Source organism: Pseudomonas sp. P5_B3 (assembly GCF_056400405.1).
In genome coordinates, this window is sequence record NZ_JBFULI010000047.1 from 1 (window position 1) to 22873 (window position 22873).

Here is a 22873-nt window from a genome sequence, read left to right on the forward strand (position 1 = left end):
GAACCCGGTTATTGGCTGTTCTCCAGCGCCGCCGATCACTGGAGCTTGCAAGAAATGCGACTAACGAAAGTCAACTCGCTGCAGAAAGTGGTGATTGGCCAGATTCATGTACAGGGTTCCGAACGCCCTCCAGTGAAGGTGTTTTGGAACAAGGGCAAAATCACCATGGGGTTCCGGTCGAGCTACCTGCAAGACGACCCAGTTAACTCAACGGTGCTGGAAAACGTGCCGCTGGGTGCACTGTTCAAAATCAACATTCACGCGAATGCAAACGGTGCCGTTTCGGTGTCGGCGAGTTGCAACGGCGCCAAATCCACTTCCGCAATCATGCGTCTCGACAGTACCTGGGACACGAAAACGCTCGCCTTCCACGGTGGCGTTTACAACCAGATCGATTACTCCGAAACGACCGACCCTGAAGACGCCTCGATCTGCATCATCAGCGACCTATCAATTACTCACGGCTGATGAACCCACATCCCTACAGCCAGTGCGGACGAATCTCCGGCTTATACCGGCCACCTGCATTGTTCAGCTCACCCAACACGGAGGATTGGCAGCCATGTACCAGTAAGCGATTCACCCGCGTGGCGCGGCAAGCCTGAAGGCTGCGTCCAACACCTGGCAGGCAGCGGACAGTAGGTCGTCGATGTCACCGCGCATCGGCCGGGATTCCGGTAGGCCACCCTCGCGCAGAAGACAACTCGATGCTGCACACCCAGGCCGTCGCCAGCAGCGGGCCTGGGCAACTCTCTCCCGACACCACCCGCATGCACTCCCCTCCGCGCCCAACGGCAACCAGCGGAATGGATGAGTGCAGCCGGGTTTTGTTGGATCAACACCCGCCACTCTTGGAGGCGACCATGGCAACCAGCTATGCAGACAGTGCTCAGGCCCGAGAGTGGGACAGGCGCCACGACGCTTGGGGGCGCGAGAAGAAATCGAATCCCGAAGAATTCCACGACTACGAAGCTGCCGAGCAGATCCGCACTCAAGCGTTGGCCGATCGGGAAGCGCGCTTGCTGCAAGAGCGAAAGAGCCTCAAGCGGCGCATCGGCCTGGCCATGGCAAAAATGGAAATGGTCTGCCCACCCAGCGGAGGCGCACATGAACGTTGAGCAACGCAATCACCAGACGGCGACTACCTGGATCGAGGGCGAGATCGACAACATGATCCGCGACCTCGGCAAACCCAACGCCAGCTCAGCGGCGACATCGGCCATCACCCTGGCCTTCCTGCTGCGCGTCATCACTGAAGGCGAGCACCGGCACTACAGGGCGCGCATTGACCAGATCTACGCCACCTACAACGCATCGATCAAGCAGGGAGTCGCAGCATGACCATCATCGCCCGCAACGCCAAAGCAATGACCGAAGCCCTGCACCGACAGGGCTTTTTTCTGGTCGCTGATCTGCCAACCCGCATCAAGATCCAGTCTCGGCGCGGGATGCTCATCGCGCGGCTGTCATGACTCAGCGACAGCGGGCAAGGCGCCTGCTCATCTGGCGCGGTTCCTTTCCCGCCATCACCGTCTTCGCTTTCCTGATGCTGCTCAGCGCCCTTGCTGATTGCGTCACTCAATAACCCCCACACCCTTCAAKGCTGCGCACCGCGCGGCAAGGAGTTGTCATGTCCGCAAATACTAAACAAGCACTCGCACAAGAATCGCTCGAAATGAGCGAAACCGACGACGCACAAACACCTGTAGTCGCTGCGGTTGCCGTCACCGACATCGCTGAATATCGGCCGCACGAGGAGCAGATCGTTCGTCTGGAGACCACTTACGGAAAGCTGGTCGTTGATTGCTCGACCAGCGAAGGCTTGGCGAATGCGAAGGAAGTTCGCGTCGATATCCGCGACGTGCGCTATGCCCTGGCGAACACCACCAAGACGGCGCTGATTCCCTATCAGCAGAAGGTCAAGGATGCCCAGGCTCGCGTCAATCAGGTTAAGGAATTCGGCGAGGTGCTGAAGGATCGAGTCTTGGCGATAGAGGTGCCTGTTGACGAAGCAATCAAGGCCGAAGAAAAGCGTGTAGCTGACGCCAAGGCCGAGCGCGAGCGTGTCGAAGCTGAACGTGTCGAAGCCATCCGGGTGAAGATAACCCGCTTCAGTTCCGTCGCTGCCGCATACGCAAGCCGTAGCGCTGCAGATGTCGCAAGCATTCTGCAAGGCGTCAAGGAATCGGTGATCCTGCCCGAAGAATATGCCGAGTTCGAAGCTGAAGGCACCATCGCTCGCGACAACGCCATTGATCAGCTTGAAACGTTACACAAATCTGCCGTTGAACGAGAAGAGGCTGCCGCCAAGCTGCTGGCCCAGCAGAAGGAACTCGACGAGCTGCGCGAGAAGCGGCGCATTGCCGACGCGGAAGCAGAGGAGTTGCGCAAGCAACGCGCCGAAGAAGACCGCAAGCGCTTGAAGCAACAGCAGGACGAGCTGGACCAGCAGCGCCGCGACATGGAAGCACAGCAACGCCAACAGCGTGAACGCGACGCACAGTATCAACGTGACCAGGAAGAACTGGCCCGCCTGCGTGCCCTAGCTGCTGCACCCGCTCCAACCACTTCAGTAGCTGTGCCCGTGGTTACAGAGAAGGTCGAGGTCTCACATGTCAGCGCACATGCGATCGCCGCTGAATCCGACGATGTGACTACGACCGCGCCATCGGTTGACGACATTGTCGAGGTTGTAGCCCTGGGCTTCGACGTGGACCTCGACACTGCTCGCGCCTGGCTTCGCGCCATCCGCTTCTAACCACCCTTTCCATCAAAAGGGCCGGACCAATCCTTGTCGGCCACGGAGAGCGCAATGACCGATTCAGACACCCAAGCACCAACCGGCCTTGCCACGTACCACGATCCATCGCACAACGCGGCAGCGCTCATTCTCGATCCAGGCACCATGAAGTCGATGAGTGACCTCGCGCTGATGATGTCGAAGGGCGTGACAACAGTCCCCAAGCATCTGAAGGGCAATCAAGCTGACTGCATGGCGGTGGTGCTACAAGCAATGCAGTGGCAGATGAACCCATTCGCTGTTGCGCAGAAGACGTTCATCGTCAACGGCGGTGCATTGAGCTATGAGGCGCAGCTCGTCAACGCAGTGATCACCGCCAAGGCGCCAGTCAAAGGCCGCTTGAACTTCGAATGGTTCGGCACCTGGGAAAACGTCATCGGGAAGATGCGCGAAGTCACCAGCAAGACCAAGAAGGACGAGGACACTGGCGAGTTCAAGAAATACCGTGTTCCAGCCTGGAGCTTTGACGATGAGAGAGGTCTCGGGATCAGGGTCTGGGCAACCTTCAAAGGCGAAGACGAGCCGCGCATTCTGGAACTTCTGCTTACCCAGGTCCGCACGCGGAACTCGACGCTTTGGGCGGAGGACCCCAAGCAGCAGATCGCCTACTTGGTGACTAAAAAATGGGCCCGTCTCTTCTGCCCTGACGTCATCCTTGGCGTCTATACACCCGATGAATTCGAAGACTCGTACGGTGGAGAAATCGATATCACCCCTGCGAAGCAGGCTTCAAACACCGCTGCCGCTGCCGGTGTGTCGTTCGGCCCGAAATCCCCGTCGCCGGAAATCGACGGAGTATTCGCAGACCTTTTGGTCGTCGCAAAGCGGCAGGACATCGAAGCCTATGCGACAGCTTGGGCAGGTCTCAAGCCTAAGCAGCGCGCAGCGATCGGCCTGGAGTGCCACGAAGCACTCAAGAACATGGCGGCAACCGTTGATGGCGACTTTACCGATATGACTGGCACCAACGACGACCTGTCTCAGGCCGAGGAAGCGGCGTAATGAGAGCGGAACTTCAGGGCACTGAAAAGTGGCATGCAGACCGATCTGGCCGAGTGACAGCCAGCCGATTTAAAGATGTGATTGCTTGGGGGAAGCCTGACAAAAATGGAAAGCGCGAGCCTATGGGCGCGCGTACCTCATACATGCGCGAACTGTGCTTCGAGCGATTGGCAAAGAAGTCCAAGCACAACGTCAGCAGCGCTTCCATTAAGTGGGGCCACACCGAAGAACAGAAGGCTCAGGACGCCTACGAGATGTTGACCGGCAACATCGTCATACCGTCAGAGTTCATCGTCCACCCGAAGTACGACTGGCTCGGCTGTTCACCAGACGGCCTAATCAACGATGACGGTGGAACCGAGTCAAAGTGCCCCTTCAATGAGGCAATACACGTCAAGACTTGGCTCGAAGGCATGCCCGAGGAACACATGCCGCAGGTCCAAGGCTGCATGTTCGTTACGGGGCGGAAATGGTGGGATTTTCTGTCGTTCGATTCTCGTCAAGATGAAGAGTGTCAGCTCTATGTCGAGACCATTTACCGCGACGAGGAGTACATCGCCAACCTGCACAAAGAGCTAGTCCAGTTCAATCTGGAGCTGAATCGCATGGTTGATGAGGTCGCGGATAAAGCGCGGGCGCAAGCCCATAGATTAGGAGCTTGATCATGATCAGCAACCACCTCAACCTCATCGAACAGCAGCGGCAGAGCGCCGAATCAATCAACGACCGGGTCGCCCAGTACCTGGCAGCCGGCGGGCAGATCGCCCAACTGAAAAGCCCGCCGCGCAATCTACTACCGCCACCCCGCTCTCAGAAAATAGACCCTGAAACGGTCCTCAAGCGCAAACCCAAGGGCTTGAATTGGGCACAGCGCCAGACGCTTCGCAAAATGGCGGACTCAATATGAGCAGACGCAAACCCAACAACATGCGGGCCCGAATCGAGCGTTCCTGCCGGGCACTGCTCAGCACCAACCACGTCGCGGTGGTGAACATCGATCCCAGCGGCCGCCAGGGCATGATCAACTGGAGGAGCTGCAAGAACATTCCGCCCGGCCAACGCCTCGCCGACGCGGTCTGCGACTTTGCCCACCGCTGGACGATCTATCTCAGCGTCCAGTGTCGCGATCAACGAGGGCACCGCTACACTAAATCAGTAGAGGTTGCTCCCCAAGGCAACTATCTGGCCGCGCACCTCGAAGACGTGATCGAGGAAACCTACAAAGACCTGGTTGCCGAGAGCAATCCGAATCATCGGGTCGCTTCGGGCTGGATCGCCATTCCCGCCGAAATATCGCTGACTGAAGAGCAGGCCGCCCGGGTGTTCGACGCCGTGGGTGTCTGGAATCAGCAGAGGGCAGCATGAGACTCATCAGCAACCAGGTGCGCCAGCGCCGACGACAGACATGGCTGGATCTACCGGCCCACGGAATTGTAGAGGCGGACCATGGCCGAGGACGTGCAGGAGCCGACGGCGGAAGCCATCAAACAGCGCAAGAAGCGCGAGAAGAAAGCGGCGGACGATGCAGCGAAAGGAATCGGTCGCTTCAAGGTTGAGGTGGCCGGTGTGTTTATGTCGGACCTCAAGCGCCTGATGAAGGAACACGGCTTCAACAACCAGCAGGAGGTGTATCAGAACCTGCTGCGCAATGTCATCGCTGCCGACTACGATACCGCCGCGCGGATGCTTCAGTGTGTCACAACACCTTATGTAGTTAGCGAAAAGGTGTCACGGGCATTCAATGCAGCATGCCGCCAGCAACTCGAAGACGACCCCGGCGACCCGGAAGACGAAATCGAACGCCCCGCATAACCAACCCTATCTGCTGCATCCAGCCCCGGAGGGCAACAATGAAAACCGAATACTAAGAAGGGACACTATTATATTCAACCCGCGAAAGTCGACCTATGTCATTCCAAATAGGCTGATAATTCAAATAGTCCATTTGACAATAAGCGAAGAAGTTAATTTCTTCTAGTAGTTCCCTTACCCAGCAGTGATGCTCAGAAAATGTCGCAAACAACAAATAAACAGTAAGGGTCTCGCTTGACAAGTTTGATGATATAGAAATATGAGCAAATTTTTTCGCATCATCTGAAACGTCAGCCTCACAAACAAAATCGATAATATTTGAGAGAGAGTGAATAAACTTATCGAACACGTGCGCCCCATCACCGTGCCATTTATCGAATTGCAGCAGCCATGTATTTCCGTCAGCGGTATTAACATCCCAACCATTGGAAAAACTATCAGCCCCGGTGCGAAAAGCGCTCTCCCCCACAATCCCTGATCTCGAATCCCAAACTACGGAGTTCGCTTGCGAAACACACATCGATAGTAACTGAAAAAAATTATTATCAAACTGCTGCCTTGCATTATGTTTATTCTGACGCTTAAGTGCTTTAGCTGATGCTTTTAGCTCCTTGGTCGAACGTGACAACTCCTTGCTCTGCAAAACAATTGTATGCAGCAGAGCAAGCAAACCTATTATCGAAAATAGCGGATTAAGAATCCCTCCAACAAAATCCCCAAATTGCCCCCAAGACTCTTGCGAGTCTGATGGATCAATCCCAAACATTGAGATGAAGGCAACAATTAGGAGGACTGCAGTAACCAATGCCGTAACTACAACAGCAAGCAACCATTGAGGCAAACCGCGTAGCTTCTTCAAATCCTGCATCCATTCCAATTTTTTATAGATTTTATGGACAAACCGCTAATACGGCAATCGACTAAGCAGGCCGATTTCGAGATTGGTGCGTCATTTTCGCACCAATTACGCCCCTACCCCAACTTCAACGAATCACGCCAGCCGGCGAGGCAGGCGTCTGTCTGGAGATTGCCAATGAGCATTCCCGCAAATGCTTTGAGTGACGAAGAGTGCCTGCACTATGCCGCGCTTGATCCGGCGGCCGCCGTCGAACTGACTCGCCGCTTGGCAGCGCAAAGCATCGACCCTAGCGCTGAGCGCGAGGAGCTGCGCGAAGACATCCGCCGCCTGGAAAGCCAAGCGAGTGATGACGAAGACGAGCTGGAGAATCTTCGGGATAACGCGAGCGAGGCCTGCACCTGGATTAAGCGAGCAATGGACCCGGAAGACCGGGAGCTTTCACTGAATGCGCTACTTCAAAAAGCGCTCGACTGCCTGGAGTAAAACCATGAGCACATTTGCCGTTTTCGGAATGAATGAGCACTTCGCCCGCGAAGAGGCGAAGCGTAAAGTTCGCGACTTCAAGATTGAGAAAGGTCAGCGAATCGAGCTATCCATGAGCCAGTGGCTCCAGGCTGTCGAGGATCGCGTGATCAAGATCATGGACGGCAAACGGGTCGCCCAACTCAGCAGCATGTTTGATGCGCCCCAGTACGCCGCCGAGTATGCGGAGCGCATCCGTAAGCTGGGGCGGTGCCGCGACGTGATCATCAGGGCGAAGGTCAAGCTGCCGCAGAGCGATGCAAAGCGGAAGTCGGCGACCAAGCTGTCGTGGATGGACTACTCGCCTGAATTGACAGCGGCTGCCTGACACCCCATCAAATACTTCGATGAACACTGGCGTCAGAATCAAAAACCGCTTTTCCGTTCTCGATCTTCAAGGCTCCACTTGTCGGGATCATCTCCAACCGAAAGCTTTATCCTCACATCGTAGCTGCATATAAAACGAGCTCGGTCTTCAGTCAGGTTGTTGTGACTGGCAATTGCCCGTGTTGAGCGATATTTATCGCCACCTGAAGCTCTCTCCTTGACCATCCATTTGTGCACCCGACAGGCGTCTCGCTTGACTCCTATCAAGGCGAAGAGAACCTGCATTCCATAAAGTGCCAGTCCGGCGGCCGCGCCGCCAAAAGACGTCGAGATGATGTCATTAATCAGTCCCTGATCCATTCGAAACCCTCAGAAATTAGTCATCCGAATATACCGGCGAGGTGTCACTGTGCCCATCACTTACGGAAGCGTTTGCAGCGGCATCGAGGCCGCGACCATGGCCTGGCATCCGCTCGGAATGCGCGCTGCCTGGTTCGCCGAGATCGAAGCCTTCCCCAGCGCGGTGCTGGCCCACCACTACCCCACCACGCCGAACCTCGGCGACATGACCAAGCTCGGTGCCCAGGTATTGGTCGGCAAGATTCCGGCGCCCGACATCCTCGTCGGCGGAACCCCATGCCAAGCCTTCAGCGTCGCCGGTATGCGCGAAGGTCTGGCCGACCCGCGCGGCGCCCTCACCATCAAATACGTGGAGCTCGCAGATGCAGTTGACTATGTTCGCGCCAGCCAACGAAAGCCCCCCTGCGTCATCGTCTGGGAAAACGTCCCCGGTGTCCTCAGCGACAAAGGGAACGCCTTCGGATGCTTTCTTGGCGCGCTTGCTGGGGAAGACTGCGAACTGCAGCCTTCAGGGAAAAGGTGGCCGGACGCTGGTTGTGTGTATGGACCCAAAAGAACAATCGCGTGGCGGGTCCTGGACGCCCAATATTTCGGCCTGGCCCAACGACGCCGTCGTGTGTTCGTTGTCGCGAGTGCTCGAGACGGATTCGATCCCATCGAGGTACTTTTTGAGCGAGAGGGCACTCGCAGGGATTGCCCGCCGGGATGGGAAACGAAGCAGGAACTTCATCCTACTCTCACGGCACAAGGGGGAGGCTCTCTCGATGACCGAGAGGCATATGTACTGGAGCCGTCAGGAGTGCGACGTACTACACCAGTCGAATGGGAGCGGTGCCAAGGATTCCCTGATGATTACACGATGATCCCTTGGCGCGGCAAACCAGACAGCGAATGCCCGGATGGCCCGCGCTACAAATCCTTAGGAAATAGCAAGGCTGTGCCTGTTGTTAAATGGATAGGGATATGCTTGATAAAAGCGCTATCTTTTGGATTAATCTAGTCCACAGGATCCTTAGCTACTCTAATAGTAGAAGCCTTTAAATCTCCTTCTCCAATTGCGGCCTTTATCGCTGCGTCTTGCATACTAGCATAGACTTTCTTAAGCCTGAAAAAATTGGCATTAATCAAATCATTTGCCCGCATCTTTTGTTCAATATCACTAGGAGAAATATGAACAAAATTATTTGCAGTACTTTGAATACGAGAGCATAGCACACTCGCTTTTCCATCTAATCGCGCTGCACATGATGCAGCAGCTGCAGCAAGAGCTCTAGCTGCGGAAAACAATTCCTCCCCTTGTAGATTAGCATTATCAAATCTACTAATTGCCGCATATAAGCTTGCCATTGGCTCAGCCCTATACTCTAGCAACTTCAAAGCGGTCTCTGACTTCAACAACGACAATTGAACATCAATTTGTGCCTTAGCAGCGTCTGCCGCATAATTGCCAGCCACTAACGCCCCTAAACAGGATCCTATAACACCTATCAACCCTGCAATTACCGCAGCCCCAAGCCCTTCATTAGCTTTCATTTTATTCGCTCCAGATAGAATCCCCAGTGCATTGCAATTGTACACCGCACTAGTTAAACTTTCGCGGATGAACTCTATGCCAGGAAAAGTATGGTTCAGATGCAACTCCCCAAGCAGTACAAAGGTTACCCACAAGGCTATCGATTACAGCTTTAAGTTCAGCCATAGGTTTGGCATGTTTCGCTGCTTGAATGATTCCCTTATCATCTATGTAGATGTAGCCATTTTCGAATAACCGGTCGCAGCCAAGTAAACATATTGGCATCACGTTGGCGAGATCTTTTTTAATTTCGGGAGTGCAAGAATGCCGTTTCCGAATGTGCCCGATGACCAATATATCCACTGGTAGCAGGCGATTACACACTGCACAAGCTTCAACCTTCTTCTTCCCCAACAAAATGGTTCGAAGCAGATCCTGCTCCTTCCTTCGGCGAGTGGATGAGGGAATATCTAGATCATCACCCAGGTGTAAAAATGCATTCCTAGCTGCGATGGCGTCTGCATCGCTGGGGGCAGTAACACCAATACCCGATGCTAAATCTAGCTCGTCTAGAATGGCTTCACTCATGTCCGCAGGAAGAACATTAAAGTTTTGGACGACATAATTTTCAGCATATTCGGCAGCAAAATTAAACCGTCCAATATCAATCTCGACAGATTCAAGATCGGTCAGAAAGTAGGTGTACTCCCAAGTGGCACCTTCATCATTAACCCCCCATAGCGCTATTGCTAGTGCTGGAGCATGCATTTTATAGGCAACGGTTGCCTTGAAGAAAAAACGCTTTTCCTGATAAAGCAGTACGGTGTCACCGATTGATATCCGCTCCCATTTCTTTGCATTAATGTTTTTCCCCCCTGGTGTAACCCCCCACACGGCTACCCCTTCGGGAAATGCCTTAAGAAACCTATCCCGATCTTGAAGAGGTACGTGCGGTAAAATCTGACTAGTAGGTACTACTGTACTGATAGTCTTTTCGAAATTTTTCCGTGCGTCAGCACGACCACATGGTTGAAGAATCAGCTGCATACTAATCCCTTAGAGTTCATCATATTTTTTGGCGTTTCCCTGTGCCTTTTCAGCAGGATACTTCGCCTCATTCTTATCGATTTTGTTTAAAATTGCCTGCTGCAGATCTATCCCCAAGATATCAGCAAACTCAATCAGATAAATCGCCACGTCAGCGACCTCATCAGCAATTTGGTGCTTCGCCGAAATCGCATGCTCAACACTCTCTTCCGGGCTTTTCCACTGGAAATGTTCCAGCAGCTCACTGGCCTCGAGGCTGACAGATATGGCCAGATTTTTAGGGTTATGGAACTGCATCCAATCCCTAGCATCTCGAAAATCTCGAATACGTTGTTGAATACGCTCTAAATCCACGATCCGATCCTCAATTTGCATAGTGCCATCACATCATACCAAGGTACCTGATGCCATGGCTGCTTACCCCCCCCTTCCCCCTTTGCAAGTCAGCCGCTATAGCGGCAAGGACGAGGTCATGCCTGAAGAAAAAGTGGTGATGTACGAATCCCCGGAAGCTGCCAGCATTCAAACYGTCACCGGCTGGGTCGGCGCAGATGGTCGCTTCTGGGGTAACGATGAGCACATGGCACGGTATTGCGGTGCAACCCATCGCCGCTGCGAGAAAAATCCAGACCACCCAATCTACGAAGTGCGCAGTTGCTGCGAGCAGTGCCACTCCGACAGCCGAGCCAAAGCATTCGCGGCCATGCCAACCAAAGACTGGGAAGGCGAACCGCTGGTGGACTTCGACGGCGAAAACTACTTCTTCGACGCGGACAGCCTGCGAGAATACATCCTCGATGGCGACGTGATCCTGTCTGACCTACGCCTGTGCATCTGCGAGCCGAACATGCCGCGCGAGATCGACCCGTCGGACGTCTTCTGTGATGACCTTCCAGAGGACGGCGAGATACGTGACGAACAGCTGGTGGCCGCGTTCGACTTGCTCAACGAGATGATTCGCAAATCTGAGCCAATGTCGTGGTCGCAAGGCAAGTTCGCCGCGGTGTTGCCTCAATCTTTCTTCGATGAAATCGCCGCTGAGCAGTTAACCCCATGATCTTCGCCGCGCTCTACGTGCTCTGGCTCATCTACAAGGGGCCGCGCCGGTAAGGGTTCACCCCGCCAGTCACCTCAGGGGAGAGAGCGTGTACGCAACTGGCGAGGCGAACCAATAAACCGTAGCTCACCTTCAAAGTGCGCCTGACGCCCTTCATCTGATTTCCACACCCCCCTACCAGCCTGCCGGTGAACGACGGGCAGCGGAGGCTTTCGCCTAAGGAATCCGGCCATGGGTAACGCAACAGCAGCAAAGGTTTCAAGCATCCCGCCGAGGTTCATCCGGTTCATGGATGCACCAGGCTATCTCGGCATGTGCCGGGACGAATTCAACAAAACGGTCAGGCCGAACGTTCGTGAATTCCCTATCGGGAAACAGGGCGTCGCGTTTGATCGTATCGAGCTCGACGAATGGGCAGACGCCTACATCGAGAGCAAGTCGATTGATAAGACCGTGAATCAGGACAACAATCGCCCTCGCAGCGAGCGCCAGGGTGAAGCCAAAGGAGGTAAACCATGGCGAGAAAAGCGATCTCCGGTCTCTACCAGAAAGGTGGAGTCTGGCAAATCGACAAAGTTTTCCGAGGCGAGCGCCTTCGAGAGAGCACTGGAACTGGTGACCGGCAAGAGGCCGAGCAGTATCTGATTCACCGGCTGGAACAGCTTCGGCAGCAGAAGGTGTACGGCGTGCGCCGCACCAGAACCTGGGAAGAAGCGGCGACAAGGTTTCTGATCGAGAGCAAGGACCAGCCCTCGATCAAGTTGACGGCGCTGCACCTGAAGCAGCTCCATCCGTACCTCAAGGACCTGCCGTTGACGCACATCGATGACCAGGCGCTTGAACCATTCGTGAGGGATCGTTTGAAGGGAATGGTGTTGCCGGACGGGAAGCAGTTGAAGCCGGTGGCACCTAGGACGATCAACATCTCGATCGAGCGGGTAATACGGGTTCTATCGCTTTGTGCAAGGAAGTGGCGGGATGAAGAGCGCAGGCCCTGGCTTGATTCGGTACCAATGCTGACCAAGCTGGATCTGAAGAAAAAGGTTCGTGAGCCCTACCCAATGACATGGGAAGAGCAATCAATCCTTTTCGGAGAGTTGCCGGCGCATCTGCAAACGATGGCCCTGTTCAAGGTGAACACAGGTTGCCGCGAGCAGGAGGTCTGCAAATTGAGGTGGGACTGGGAAATCTCGGTACCGGAACTTGGCACCAGCGTGTTCCTGATCCCCTCCGACTTTGGCGGCCGAAACGAGCGGTCAGGTGTGAAAAATGGCGATGAGCGACTGGTTGTTCTGAACAGCGTGGCGAAATCGATCATCGACAAGCAGCGCGGCCTGAGCAAGGACTGGGTTTTTCCGTACAACGGCAACGCGATGCACCGGATGAACGACTCAGCCTGGAAGAAGGCGCGGGTGAGAGCGGCGAAACTCTGGCAGGAGGAAAACCTTCGCCCCGCTCACCCAGGGTACACATCCATCAGGGTGCATGACTTGAAACACACGTTTGGCCGTCGCCTTCGGGCGGCAGGTGTCACACAGGAAGATCGAAAGGCCTTGCTGGGACACAAGAACGGCAGCATCACCAGTCACTACTCGGGTGCTGAGCTCGGGCATCTGATTGAGGCTGCAAATAGGGTATCAGCAACTGACTCGCGGGGGCCGGTGCTGACGATCTTGAAGAGGAAAACTGGATGAAGTCCCGAAAAACTCCCCACCAATGAAAAAGCCCAACTGGCTAGAGTTGGGCTAAGTCATTGAAAAATATGGTCGGGACGGAGTGATTCGAACACTCGACCCCTAGCACCCCATGCTAGTGCGCTACCGGACTGCGCTACGCCCCGACTAGGCGTGAAACTCATCCCTCATCTCGAGGAACGGTCAAGAATATATCGCAAGCTTTTGAAAACTGGAAGTATTTAAAAGCGAGAATTTATTTCTTGAGTACCACCAGAACATCTTCGAGCTCGGCGATCATCTGGCGGATCATTTGTTTGTATTGGGTAGTATCGTCTTTGGCTTCATCACCGGACAAACGCAGGCGCGCTCCGCCGATGGTGAACCCCTGATCGTAAAGAAGCGCGCGGATCTGCCGGATCATCAGCACGTCCTGGCGCTGATAATACCGGCGGTTTCCGCGGCGTTTGACAGGGTTGAGTTGAGGAAACTCCTGCTCCCAGTAGCGCAGCACGTGTGGTTTTACCGCACACAGCTCGCTGACTTCACCAATGGTGAAGTAGCGTTTGCCCGGGATGACGGGGAGCTCGTCGTTATGACTTGGTTCCAGCATAAGCCTCAACTCGGGCCTTCAACTTCTGCCCTGGACGAAAGGTGACCACACGGCGAGCCGTGATCGGGATTTCTTCCCCCGTTTTCGGATTGCGGCCAGGCCGCTGGCGTTTGTCCCGAAGGTCGAAATTGCCGAAACCGGACAATTTGACTTGTTCGTTGTCTTCAAGAGCGTGCCTGATTTCTTCAAAAAACAGTTCGACCAATTCCTTGGCCTCCCGTTTGTTCAGGCCCAGCTCTTCATACAGACGTTCCGCCATCTCAGCTTTCGTCAGAGCCCCCATACGTCACTTCCTTAACGTGGCGTTCAACCTTTGTTCGAGCGAGGTGAGGATGTTTTGCGTTGCGGTATTCACCTCATCGTCATTAAGAGTGCGCGATGGATGCTGCCAGGTCAAGCCGACTGCGAGGCTTTTTCTATCAGGATCAATGCCTTTACCCTGATACACGTCAAATAGCCTGAGGTCTGTCAGCCATTCGCCTGCATTTTCACGGATTACATCCAGTACGGCCGTGGCTGCAACGTCTTTGTGTGCAATCAGTGCAAGGTCACGACGCACTTCAGGAAAGCGCGATAACTCGTGGAATTCAGGCATTTTGCCCGACGCCACTTCCGCCAGAACCAGCTCGAAGACGAACACCGGACGGTCGAGACCGAGGGTTTTCGACAATTCAGGGTGGATCGCGCCAATGAAGCCGACCAGACGACCGTCACGCTCGATGCGCGCGGTTTGACCCGGGTGCAGCGCTGGGTGCTTGCCCGGCACGAAAGTGAACGCATCCAGGGCACCGGCGAAGCCCAGCACCGCTTCCACGTCTGCCTTGACGTCGAAGAAGTCGACGGTATCGCGACCCTGCGCCCAGCCTTCCGGCAGGCGACTGCCGCAAATAACACCGGCCAACATCGGCTCTTGCTTCAGACCTTCGAGCTGACCAACGAAACGCAAGCCGCTTTCGAACAGACGCACGCGATCCTGCTGACGGTTCAGGTTGTGCTGAAGCGCCTTGACCAGACCTGGCCACAGCGACGAACGCATGGCGGCCATGTCATTGGAGATCGGATTGGCGAGCAGCAACGGCTCAACACCCGGATTAAACAGTTCGAACTGTTTCGGATCGATGAAGCTGTAGGTAATGGCTTCCTGATATCCACGGGCAACCAGCAGGCGACGCAGTTCAGGCAGGTCGCTACGGGCTTCTGCCTTGGCTTGCGGCGCCAGACGCGCTTGCGGATAACGAACCGGCAAACGGTTGTAGCCGTACAGGCGCGCCAACTCTTCGATCAGGTCGACTTCCAGGCTGATATCGAAGCGATGGCTTGGCACTTCTACACGCCACTGCCCTGCCCCGTCGGCAGTAATGGTCAGGCCCAAGGCATTGAGCAGACGCTCCACTTCAGCCGAATCCATTTCCATACCCAGCATCTGGGTAATGCGCTGGGCACGCAGGGTGACCGGAGCAATTTTCGGCAGGTGCTGTTCGCTGACGGTTTCGATGATCGGACCCGCTTCACCACCGGTGATGTCCAGCAGCAAGCCGGTCGCGCGCTCCATGGCTTCGCGGGCCAGTTGCCAGTCCACACCACGCTCATAGCGATGCGATGCATCGGTGTGCAGGCCATAGGAACGGGCCTTGCCTGCTACGGCGATCTGGTCGAAGAAGGCGCTTTCCAGGAACACATCACGTGTGGTCGCGGAAACACCACTGTGCTCGCCACCCATGACACCGGCAATCGCCAGTGCTCGGGAATGGTCGGCAATCACCAGCGTATCGCTACGCAGGGTGACTTCCTGACCGTCGAGCAGTACCAGCTTCTCGCCGTCTTCGGCCATGCGCACACGGATGCCACCGTTGATTTCGGCGAGATCGAAGGCGTGCAGCGGCTGACCCAGCTCCAGCATCACGTAGTTGGTGATGTCGACGGCAGCATCGATGCTGCGCACATCGGCACGACGCAGGCGCTCAACCATCCACAGCGGCGTAGGCCTGGACAGGTCGACGTTACGAATCACACGCCCTAGATAACGTGGGCACGCGGCCGGCGCCAGCACTTCTACCGAACGCACTTCGTCGTGGGCGGCAGGCACCGAAGCCACCACCGGACGAACCACCGGAGCGGCGTACAGTGCGCCGACTTCACGGGCCAGACCGGCCAGGGACAGGCAGTCACCACGGTTCGGGGTCAGATCGACCTCGATGCTGGCGTCTTCCAGGTCCAGATAAACGCGGAAATCCTTACCTACCGGCGCATCGGCCGGCAGCTCCATCAGACCGTCATTACCTTCACCGACCTGCAGCTCGGATTGCGAGCACAGCATGCCGTTGGACTCAACGCCACGCAGCTTGGCCTTCTTGATCTTGAAGTCGCCTGGCAGTTCGRCGCCGATCATGGCGAAAGGAATCTTCAGGCCCGGGCGCACGTTTGGCGCACCGCAAACAACCTGGAAGGTTTCCGAACCATTGCTGACCTGGCACACGCGCAGTTTGTCGGCGTCCGGGTGCTGCTCGGTGCTCAGCACCTCGCCAACCACCACGCCACTGAAAACACCGGCGGCCGGCGTAACGCTATCGACCTCAAGACCGGCCATCGACAGACGAGCAACCAGCTCGTCGCGACTTACCTGCGGGCTAACCCAGCCACGCAGCCATTGTTCACTGAATTTCATCCTGCTCTCCTAAGAATTCGTTACGACTAGCGAAATTGCGCGAGGAACCGCAAGTCGTTGTCGAAGAACAGACGCAAGTCGTTCACGCCGTAACGCAGCATGGCCAGACGCTCGACACCCATGCCGAAGGCAAAGCCCGAGAACTCTTCCGGGTCGATCCCGGACATGCGCAGCACGTTCGGGTGCACCATGCCGCAGCCCATCACTTCCAGCCAGCCGGTCTGCTTGCAGACGCGGCAGCCTTTACCGCTGCACATCACGCACTCCATGTCGACTTCGGCGGATGGCTCGGTGAACGGGAAGTAGGAAGGACGGAAACGCACCGCCAGTTCCTTTTCGAAGAACACCCGCAGGAACTCTTCGATGGTGCCTTTGAGGTCGGCGAAATTGATGTCGCGATCGATCAGCAGGCCTTCGACCTGGTGGAACATCGGCGAGTGGGTGATATCGGAGTCGCTGCGATATACACGGCCTGGGCAGACGATGCGGATCGGCGGCTGTTTCGACTCCATGGTGCGGACCTGTACCGGCGAGGTATGGGTGCGCAACAGCATGTTCGCATTGAAATAGAAGGTGTCATGCATCGACCGGGCCGGGTGGTGGCCTGGGATGTTGAGCGCTTCGAAGTTGTGATAGTCGTCTTCGACCTCAGGGCCTTCGGCAATGCCGTAGCCAATACGGGTGAAGAACTGTTCGACGCGTTCCAGAGTACGGGTAACCGGATGCAGACCACCGGAGGTCTGACCACGGCCAGGCAGGGTCACGTCAATGGACTCGGCAGAGAGTTTGGCAGCCAGGTCGGCTTCTTCAAACAATGCCTTGCGCGCATTAAGGACCTCTGTGACACGCTCCTTGGCAACGTTGATCAGCGCACCGACCTGCGGACGCTCTTCTGCCGGCAAATTCCCCAGGGTCTTCATCACCTGAGTCAATTCACCCTTCTTGCCAAGGTAGTGAACCCGGATTTGCTCCAGGGCATTGATATCTTCAGCGCTTTGCACAGCCTCTAGAGCTTGAGAGACGAGCGCGTCCAGGTTTTCCATGTACAGACTCCAGATACAAAATAGGGGAAGAGCTTGAAGGCTCTTCCCCTATTTATGACGTTTAACACCTGACCCCACAGATGCGAGGCCGGGTGACTGTCGGGGGTACTTAAGCCAAGGTGGCTTTAGCTTTCTCGACAATCGCAGCAAACGCCGCTTTTTCGTTCACTGCCAGATCAGCCAGAACCTTACGGTCGATCTCGATGGACGCTTTTTTCAGGCCGGCGATGAAACGGCTGTAGGACAGACCGTTGATACGAGCACCAGCGTTGATACGAGCGATCCACAGAGCGCGGAACTGACGTTTTTTCTGACGACGGTCACGGTAGGCGTATTGGCCTGCCTTGATTACCGCTTGCTTGGCAACACGGAATACGCGCGAGCGTGCGCCGTAGTAGCCTTTAGCAAGTTTCAGAATTTTTTTGTGACGCTTACGGGCAATGACGCCACGCTTTACACGAGCCATGAGTTACTTCCTCTATTCTTGACTAAAATTAACGAAGGCGCAGCATGCGCTCGACTTTTGCCACGTCAGACGGATGCAGCAAGCTGCTACCGCGCAGTTGACGCTTACGCTTGGTCGACATTTTGGTCAGGATGTGGCTCTTGAAAGCGTGCTTGTGCTTGATACCGTTAGCAGTTTTCAGAAACCGCTTAGCAGCACCACTTTTGGTCTTCATTTTTGGCATGTTCGGATACTCCGCATTCAGTTGATAAACATAATCAGAAGGCCTGCCGTGCCCTGTTGATTACTTCTTCTTTTTCGGGGCGATGACCATGATCAGCTGGCGTCCTTCCATCTTAGGATGCTGTTCGACCGAACCGTACTCGAGCAAGTCACCTTCAACTCGCTTGAGGAGTTCCATCCCCAGCTCCTGGTGGGCCATCTCACGGCCGCGGAATCGCAAGGATACCTTGGCCCTGTCCCCATCACTCAGGAAACGTACCAGGTTGCGCAGTTTTACCTGGTAATCCCCTTCCTCCGTCCCTGGACGAAACTTGATTTCTTTAACCTGAATCTGCTTCTGGTTTTTCTTGGCCGCAGCAATCTGCTTCTTCTTTTCGAAGATCGATTTGCCGTAGTCCATCAGTTTGCAAACAGGTGGTACTGCATCGGCGGAAATCTCCACCAGATCCAGCTTGGCCTCTTCAGCCTTAAGAAGCGCGTCTTCAATTGACACAATCCCAAGCTGTTCACCTTCAGCTCCAATTAACCGAACCTCGCGTGCCGAGATATTCTCGTTGATCGGGGCTTTCGGTGCAGCTCGTTTATCTTGTCTCATTTCACGCTTAATAATAATTACTCCGAATCTGGGCGACCACGCCGGGAAACCGCTTGCGCGAGAAACTCAGCGAACTGGGCGACGGGCATCGAGCCCAGGTCAGCACCTTCACGAGTACGCACAGCGACAGTCTGCATCTCGACTTCCCGATCTCCGATAACCAAGAGAAAAGGAACCTTGAGCAAAGTATGCTCGCGGATTTTAAAGCCGATCTTTTCATTTCTCAAGTCAGACTTGGCACGAAATCCGCTTTCGTTGAGGGTTTTTTCAACTTCAGCGGCAAAATCAGCCTGTTTATCAGTGATATTCATCACCACTGCCTGGGTCGGAGCCAGCCACGCGGGGAATGCGCCCTCGTAGTGCTCGATCAGAATTCCGACGAAACGTTCGAAGGACCCCAGGATCGCCCGGTGCAACATGACCGGGTGCTTGCGGCTGTTGTCTTCGGAGACGTATTCGGCTCCCAGACGGACAGGCAGGTTAAAATCGAGCTGCAGGGTACCACATTGCCAGACGCGACCGAGGCAATCTTTCAGCGAGAACTCGATCTTCGGACCGTAGAACGCACCCTCGCCCGGCTGCAGATCGTACGGCAGGCCCGCGCTATCAAGGGCTGCGGCCAGTGCAGCTTCGGCGCGATCCCAAAGCTCGTCGGAACCGACGCGTTTTTCCGGACGAGTGGACAGCTTCATCTCGACATCGGTGAAGCCGAAGTCGGCGTAGACATCCATGGTCAGCTTGATGAAGGCAGCGGATTCAGCCTGCATCTGTTCTTCGGTGCAGAAAATGTGCGCGTCGTCCTGGGTGAATCCACGCACGCGCATGATGCCGTGCAAGGCACCCGATGGCTCGTTACGGTGGCAGGCACCGAATTCGGCCAGGCGCATCGGCAACTCGCGATAGCTCTTCAGGCCCTGGTTGAACACCTGCACGTGGCACGGGCAGTTCATCGGCTTGATCGCGTAGTCGCGGCTTTCCGACTGGGTGGTGAACATGTTGTCGGCGTAGTTGGCCCAGTGCCCGGACTTTTCCCACAGGCTGCGGTCAACGACCTGGGGGGTCTTGATTTCCAGGTAACCGTTGTCGCGCTGCACCTTGCGCATGTACTGCTCGAGCACCTGGTACAAAGTCCAGCCATTGGGGTGCCAGAACACCATGCCCGGCGCTTCTTCCTGGGTGTGGAACAGGCCCAGGCGCTTGCCGATCTTGCGGTGGTCGCGCTTCTCGGCTTCTTCGATGCGCTGGATGTAGGCGGCCAGTTGCTTCTTGTCGGCCCATGCGGTGCCGTAGACGCGCTGCAATTGCTCGTTCTTGGCATCGCCACGCCAGTAGGCGCCGGACAGCTTGGTCAGCTTGAAGGATTTCAGGAAGCGGGTGTTCGGCACGTGCGGACCGCGGCACATGTCGACGTATTCTTCGTGATAGTACAGGCCCATGGCCTGCTCGTTCGGCATGTCTTCGACCAGGCGCAACTTGTAGTCTTCGCCACGGGCCTTGAACACTTCGATCACTTCGGCGCGCGGAGTGACTTTCTTGATCACGTCGTAATCTTTCTCGATCAGCTGCTGCATGCGCTGTTCGATGGCCGCCAGGTCGTCCGGGGTGAAAGGACGCTCGAAGGCGATGTCGTAATAGAAACCTTCGTCGATGACCGGACCGATGACCATCCTGGCGGTCGGGTACAACTGCTTGACCGCGTGGCCAACCAGGTGGGCGCAAGAGTGGCGAATGATCTCCAGCCCCTCTTCATCCTTTGGCGTGATGATTTGCAGCGACGCATCGCTGTCGATGATGTCGCTGGCGTCGACCAGCTTGCCATTGACCTTGCCGGCCACGGTGGCCTTGGCCAGGCCTGCACCGATGGATGCGGCGACCTCGGCTACGGAAACCGGGTGATCGAATGAACGTTGACTGCCGTCGGGAAGAGTAATAGTTGGCATGGCGCCTCCTCTCCTAGTGGTGACCCCTACCAAAGGTCACGTGGGTTGGGATGAGCCAGTACAAGATCCGGTCCAGGCCATTCAATGACGAACGCCTGCCTTACAGCGGCAGGAGCCTTGCGGCCAACCGGAAAACCGAACCAGAGTGACTGGGATTCAAATCAGGGTTAATCGCGCATCTGCCGCTGCCGGGACTGAAGGTCCGTCGGAGCCTGCAAACGCCCGAGCGAGGCATGCTAGCACAGATGAACGGTAGTAGCTGCGCAGAGGTTTTCCAACGCGGTAAATCAGGCGTTTTTATGCCAGAGTGATGAACTTGAGCCGCGCATTAGCGCTCAGATAACAAGACATTGACCCCATAGGAGCATCCTGGCATGCATCTGAATCGTTTATTCGCTGTAGTTGCACCAATCGTTCTGCTGCTGCCGCTGGCCGCCCACGCCGAATGGCCAAAAGGTGAACGCGAGAAGTACATGTCTCAGTGCGTTCCCGCGGCCGCGCAACAAATCGGTGAGGCGGCGGCCAAGGCCCACTGCGCTTGTGGTGCCGATGCGATCAAGTCGTTCCCGGCCAGCGACATTCAGGCATTGATGGACAACAAAGCCAGCGACGCCCTGAAACAGAAAGCCTTTGGCCAAATTGCAGCCTGCAAAGCTGATAACAAAGCCAAAAAATAAGCACAGATCCATGTTCTCAAGCCCTGTTTTACTGGCAAAAAGCACTCGAAACGGGTCATTTCGTACAATTCATGCAGGTTTTACAGCTTTTTTTATCGTCTTTACTTTCGGCTAAGAGCCTTATAAAACGGGGCTTTCAGCCATTTCAAGACATAAAGAAACCGCGACTGATCGGCAAACAGCTCGTCCGGGGGGCTCCCAAACCGAACATTTCGACTATGATACCCGGGTGTGCCCAGTTGGCCTGAGCAGCACAGTACTACTGAAAATATATGTTTCTTGGAGATACACCATGTCTAATCGCCAAACCGGCACCGTTAAATGGTTCAACGATGAAAAAGGCTTCGGCTTCATCACTCCTCAAGGTGGCGGTGACGACCTGTTCGTACACTTCAAAGCTATCGAAAGCGACGGTTTCAAAAGCCTGAAAGAAGGCCAGACTGTTTCCTTCGTGGCTGAGAAAGGCCAAAAGGGTATGCAAGCTGCTCAAGTTCGCCCAGAGTAATCTCCAGGCGCACTAAAAAAACCCCGTCCATGTGACGGGGTTTTTTATGGCCGGAACAAAAGCCGGGCGATCAGCCGCAGTTGACGCGGGTCACTACCCGGCTGGCATCGGTGTTCAGGTTCAGGCGATCGGAGCGGTACTCCAGCGTCACCATATCGGTTGGCAGCAGGAACCGTGCACTTTGCGCCCCTGCCCGGGTACGCGCCTGCTCGAGCAATTGCGGCGAGGCCTGTTTGCCGATGGTGAACTCGGCAGCCTTTGCTTCACAGCGACTGTGACCCGTGTCAGTCGTCGCAACATCGGTTGCTGCCGACTCGGTAGAGGTAGTGCTGCAACCGGCCAGCGTGGCAACGGCCAACAAAGTACCCAATGACGCGAGCTTCCAAGGCATGAAGCCTCCTTATTCAATGATTAAGCTGAGATCGTGCGACAACCAGACTGGCGTTTGGTTTCACAGGCAGTGCCCATGATCCGGACGAGCCGCGATTCTGCCTGAGCGTCGCCCTGCCCTTAATCACTGAATCGTGACTGAATATGAACGACGCTCAATAGACGTCGATGTAGTCGTAAGGAGGATTGGGCCAGTTCTCTTTCAAGGCATTGAAGATTTGCATGACCCAGACCTCATCGCTGGCCGCGACCCGCCCGACATAACCGGAGCCCTTGGCCCAGGTTTCGAGCCGAAACAACAACCCGTCGATATCGGTGCCGCCCACGACACCCGAGGAAATGTAGGCAATGCCTCCTTTGGTGACTCGTAACTGGGTGTGCTCATCGTCACTGGCGCCGGCCAGCAACTGACGCACCGCCTCAAGGGTCAGGCCATCCGGGGAGTTCAAATCGATCTGCACAGCGTGTTCCTTGAGTATTCGTCAGAGACCAAGTGTCGCACAGCCCTCCTTTGATGCCTAAGTCGGCGTGTCAAAAGCCCCGCAAAATGGTTAACTCGGCACTCAGACTTCCCCGACCTCACGAGCGCCATCATGACCACCGTAAGCATCGACGCTGACATCAAGGCCAAGTGGCAAGACGGCCACAGCTCCTACAGCCCAGGCACCACGGAAGAGCTCGCCATTATCGGTATCGACCTGCTGGTCAGGGACCTTGGAACCGAAGCCGCCCAATCGTTCATCGAGCAGATCTTCGAGAAACATCTGTCGGACCAAAAGACCTAA

General features: G+C 55.6%; 34 protein-coding genes and 1 tRNA gene. 19 read left to right on the forward strand and 16 right to left on the reverse strand.

Annotated features, from left to right (window positions below; genetic code table 11):
* The 10 genes from AC1DRN_RS23060 to AC1DRN_RS23105 all read left to right on the forward strand — a co-directional run.
* The coding region (locus tag AC1DRN_RS23060) for a polysaccharide lyase family 7 protein (protein WP_477786807.1) at positions 1-468 on the forward strand (468 nt) is incomplete at its 5' end.
* 395 nt (positions 469-863) lie between these two features.
* Positions 864-1118, forward strand: coding sequence for a hypothetical protein (locus tag AC1DRN_RS23065; protein WP_457265784.1), 255 nt, complete (start codon positions 864-866; stop codon positions 1116-1118).
* Complete coding sequence (locus AC1DRN_RS23070) at positions 1108-1341, forward strand: hypothetical protein (protein WP_457265785.1); 234 nt, start codon at positions 1108-1110, stop codon at positions 1339-1341. Before AC1DRN_RS23065 ends, AC1DRN_RS23070 begins: the two co-directional genes overlap by 11 nt.
* Complete coding sequence (locus AC1DRN_RS23075) at positions 1338-1472, forward strand: hypothetical protein (protein WP_263286762.1); 135 nt, start codon at positions 1338-1340, stop codon at positions 1470-1472. Before AC1DRN_RS23070 ends, AC1DRN_RS23075 begins: the two co-directional genes overlap by 4 nt.
* A 158-nt stretch (positions 1473-1630) precedes the next feature.
* On the forward strand, positions 1631-2758 hold the full coding sequence (locus tag AC1DRN_RS23080) for a coiled-coil domain-containing protein (protein ID WP_457265786.1): 1128 nt from the start codon (positions 1631-1633) through the stop codon (positions 2756-2758).
* Positions 2759-2812: 54 nt separating this feature from the next.
* Positions 2813-3802, forward strand: a complete 990-nt coding sequence (locus AC1DRN_RS23085) for a RecT family recombinase (protein ID WP_457265787.1) — start codon at positions 2813-2815, stop codon at positions 3800-3802.
* Positions 3802-4464, forward strand: a complete 663-nt coding sequence (locus AC1DRN_RS23090; protein ID WP_457265788.1) for a lambda exonuclease family protein — start codon at positions 3802-3804, stop codon at positions 4462-4464. Before AC1DRN_RS23085 ends, AC1DRN_RS23090 begins: the two co-directional genes overlap by 1 nt.
* A 2-nt stretch (positions 4465-4466) precedes the next feature.
* A complete protein-coding gene (locus AC1DRN_RS23095; protein ID WP_457265789.1) occupies positions 4467-4709 on the forward strand; it encodes a hypothetical protein in 243 nt (80 codons plus the stop codon).
* A complete protein-coding gene (locus AC1DRN_RS23100; RefSeq protein ID WP_457265790.1) occupies positions 4706-5167 on the forward strand; it encodes a hypothetical protein in 462 nt (153 codons plus the stop codon). The genes AC1DRN_RS23095 and AC1DRN_RS23100 overlap by 4 nt, the downstream gene beginning before the upstream one ends.
* Positions 5168-5248: 81 nt before the next feature.
* Positions 5249-5614: a hypothetical protein gene (locus AC1DRN_RS23105; protein ID WP_457265791.1), complete on the forward strand. Its 366-nt coding sequence runs from the start codon at positions 5249-5251 to the stop codon at positions 5612-5614.
* 52 nt (positions 5615-5666) lie between these two features.
* Here AC1DRN_RS23105 and AC1DRN_RS23110 read toward each other — a convergent pair whose 3' ends face one another.
* Positions 5667-6473 carry a hypothetical protein gene (locus AC1DRN_RS23110; RefSeq protein ID WP_477786808.1) on the reverse strand — a complete coding sequence of 269 codons (807 nt, stop codon included), beginning with the start codon at positions 6471-6473 and terminating at the stop codon, positions 5667-5669.
* A gap of 174 nt (positions 6474-6647) precedes the next feature.
* Here AC1DRN_RS23110 and AC1DRN_RS23115 point away from each other — a divergent pair, with 174 nt between their 5' ends.
* Complete coding sequence (locus AC1DRN_RS23115) at positions 6648-6956, forward strand: hypothetical protein (RefSeq protein ID WP_457265793.1); 309 nt, start codon at positions 6648-6650, stop codon at positions 6954-6956.
* A 4-nt stretch (positions 6957-6960) separates the two neighbouring features.
* Positions 6961-7323, forward strand: a complete 363-nt coding sequence (locus tag AC1DRN_RS23120) for a hypothetical protein (RefSeq protein WP_457265794.1) — start codon at positions 6961-6963, stop codon at positions 7321-7323.
* A gap of 38 nt (positions 7324-7361) precedes the next feature.
* Here AC1DRN_RS23120 and AC1DRN_RS23125 read toward each other — a convergent pair whose 3' ends face one another.
* Positions 7362-7682: a hypothetical protein gene (locus AC1DRN_RS23125; protein WP_457265795.1), complete on the reverse strand. Its 321-nt coding sequence runs from the start codon at positions 7680-7682 to the stop codon at positions 7362-7364.
* A 49-nt stretch (positions 7683-7731) separates the two neighbouring features.
* Here AC1DRN_RS23125 and AC1DRN_RS23130 point away from each other — a divergent pair, with 49 nt between their 5' ends.
* Positions 7732-8682, forward strand: a complete 951-nt coding sequence (locus AC1DRN_RS23130; protein ID WP_457265796.1) for a DNA cytosine methyltransferase — start codon at positions 7732-7734, stop codon at positions 8680-8682.
* Here AC1DRN_RS23130 and AC1DRN_RS23135 read toward each other — a convergent pair.
* The 3 genes from AC1DRN_RS23135 to AC1DRN_RS23145 are packed head-to-tail and all read right to left on the reverse strand — an operon-like array spanning position 8679 to position 10596.
* On the reverse strand, positions 8679-9215 hold the full coding sequence (locus AC1DRN_RS23135; RefSeq protein WP_457265797.1) for a hypothetical protein: 537 nt from the start codon (positions 9213-9215) through the stop codon (positions 8679-8681). The genes AC1DRN_RS23130 and AC1DRN_RS23135 overlap by 4 nt on opposite strands.
* A 49-nt stretch (positions 9216-9264) precedes the next feature.
* Positions 9265-10242, reverse strand: coding sequence for a hypothetical protein (locus AC1DRN_RS23140; RefSeq protein WP_457265798.1), 978 nt, complete (start codon positions 10240-10242; stop codon positions 9265-9267).
* Positions 10243-10251: 9 nt separating this feature from the next.
* Positions 10252-10596, reverse strand: a complete 345-nt coding sequence (locus AC1DRN_RS23145; RefSeq protein WP_457265799.1) for a nucleotide pyrophosphohydrolase — start codon at positions 10594-10596, stop codon at positions 10252-10254.
* Positions 10597-10651: 55 nt separating this feature from the next.
* Here AC1DRN_RS23145 and AC1DRN_RS23150 point away from each other — a divergent pair, with 55 nt between their 5' ends.
* From AC1DRN_RS23150 to AC1DRN_RS23160, 3 genes are all read left to right on the forward strand, one after another.
* Complete coding sequence (locus AC1DRN_RS23150; protein WP_458238280.1) at positions 10652-11299, forward strand: hypothetical protein; 648 nt, start codon at positions 10652-10654, stop codon at positions 11297-11299.
* Positions 11300-11530: 231 nt separating this feature from the next.
* Positions 11531-11944: a hypothetical protein gene (locus AC1DRN_RS23155; RefSeq protein ID WP_457265801.1), complete on the forward strand. Its 414-nt coding sequence runs from the start codon at positions 11531-11533 to the stop codon at positions 11942-11944.
* On the forward strand, positions 11866-12993 hold the full coding sequence (locus tag AC1DRN_RS23160; RefSeq protein WP_457265818.1) for a tyrosine-type recombinase/integrase: 1128 nt from the start codon (positions 11866-11868) through the stop codon (positions 12991-12993). Before AC1DRN_RS23155 ends, AC1DRN_RS23160 begins: the two co-directional genes overlap by 79 nt.
* A gap of 69 nt (positions 12994-13062) precedes the next feature.
* Here the strand turns inward: AC1DRN_RS23160 and AC1DRN_RS23165 are convergent.
* The 9 genes from AC1DRN_RS23165 to thrS all read right to left on the reverse strand — a co-directional run bounded on the left by AC1DRN_RS23165 (position 13063) and on the right by thrS (position 20516).
* Positions 13063-13139: transfer RNA gene (locus AC1DRN_RS23165), tRNA-Pro, on the reverse strand.
* An 89-nt stretch (positions 13140-13228) separates the two neighbouring features.
* Entirely contained in the window at positions 13229-13585 is a 357-nt protein-coding gene (locus tag AC1DRN_RS23170) for a MerR family transcriptional regulator (RefSeq protein WP_003179985.1), read from the reverse strand.
* Positions 13566-13868 carry an integration host factor subunit alpha gene (gene ihfA / locus AC1DRN_RS23175; RefSeq protein WP_002553164.1) on the reverse strand — a complete coding sequence of 101 codons (303 nt, stop codon included), beginning with the start codon at positions 13866-13868 and terminating at the stop codon, positions 13566-13568. The genes AC1DRN_RS23170 and ihfA overlap by 20 nt, the downstream gene beginning before the upstream one ends.
* 3 nt (positions 13869-13871) lie before the next feature.
* On the reverse strand, positions 13872-16250 hold the full coding sequence (gene pheT / locus AC1DRN_RS23180; RefSeq protein WP_477786809.1) for a phenylalanine--tRNA ligase subunit beta: 2379 nt from the start codon (positions 16248-16250) through the stop codon (positions 13872-13874).
* Between the two features lie 26 nt (positions 16251-16276).
* Entirely contained in the window at positions 16277-17293 is a 1017-nt protein-coding gene (gene pheS / locus AC1DRN_RS23185; RefSeq protein WP_007975711.1) for a phenylalanine--tRNA ligase subunit alpha, read from the reverse strand.
* A gap of 109 nt (positions 17294-17402) precedes the next feature.
* A complete protein-coding gene (rplT, locus tag AC1DRN_RS23190) occupies positions 17403-17759 on the reverse strand; it encodes a 50S ribosomal protein L20 (protein WP_007905879.1) in 357 nt (118 codons plus the stop codon).
* A gap of 28 nt (positions 17760-17787) precedes the next feature.
* Complete coding sequence (gene rpmI / locus AC1DRN_RS23195) at positions 17788-17982, reverse strand: 50S ribosomal protein L35 (protein WP_002553160.1); 195 nt, start codon at positions 17980-17982, stop codon at positions 17788-17790.
* A 60-nt stretch (positions 17983-18042) separates the two neighbouring features.
* Positions 18043-18594 carry a translation initiation factor IF-3 gene (gene infC / locus AC1DRN_RS23200; protein WP_172435341.1) on the reverse strand — a complete coding sequence of 184 codons (552 nt, stop codon included), beginning with the start codon at positions 18592-18594 and terminating at the stop codon, positions 18043-18045.
* Complete coding sequence (thrS, locus tag AC1DRN_RS23205) at positions 18594-20516, reverse strand: threonine--tRNA ligase (RefSeq protein WP_223457162.1); 1923 nt, start codon at positions 20514-20516, stop codon at positions 18594-18596. The genes infC and thrS overlap by 1 nt, the downstream gene beginning before the upstream one ends.
* A 374-nt stretch (positions 20517-20890) precedes the next feature.
* On the opposite strand from thrS, the gene AC1DRN_RS23210 reads away from it, so the two are divergent.
* Both AC1DRN_RS23210 and AC1DRN_RS23215 read left to right on the forward strand, forming a co-directional pair.
* Positions 20891-21193, forward strand: a complete 303-nt coding sequence (locus tag AC1DRN_RS23210) for a hypothetical protein (protein WP_223457161.1) — start codon at positions 20891-20893, stop codon at positions 21191-21193.
* 292 nt (positions 21194-21485) lie between these two features.
* Positions 21486-21698, forward strand: a complete 213-nt coding sequence (locus AC1DRN_RS23215) for a cold-shock protein (protein WP_003179963.1) — start codon at positions 21486-21488, stop codon at positions 21696-21698.
* A gap of 70 nt (positions 21699-21768) precedes the next feature.
* Here AC1DRN_RS23215 and AC1DRN_RS23220 read toward each other — a convergent pair whose 3' ends face one another.
* On the reverse strand, positions 21769-22089 hold the full coding sequence (locus AC1DRN_RS23220) for an I78 family peptidase inhibitor (RefSeq protein ID WP_223457160.1): 321 nt from the start codon (positions 22087-22089) through the stop codon (positions 21769-21771).
* 154 nt (positions 22090-22243) lie between these two features.
* A complete protein-coding gene (locus AC1DRN_RS23225; protein WP_007975706.1) occupies positions 22244-22549 on the reverse strand; it encodes a hypothetical protein in 306 nt (101 codons plus the stop codon).
* Between the two features lie 132 nt (positions 22550-22681).
* Between AC1DRN_RS23225 and AC1DRN_RS23230 the strand changes: the two genes are divergently transcribed.
* The gene (locus tag AC1DRN_RS23230) at positions 22682-22873 is read left to right on the forward strand and encodes a hypothetical protein (protein ID WP_223457157.1); all 192 of its coding nucleotides are present in this window, start codon (positions 22682-22684) and stop codon (positions 22871-22873) included.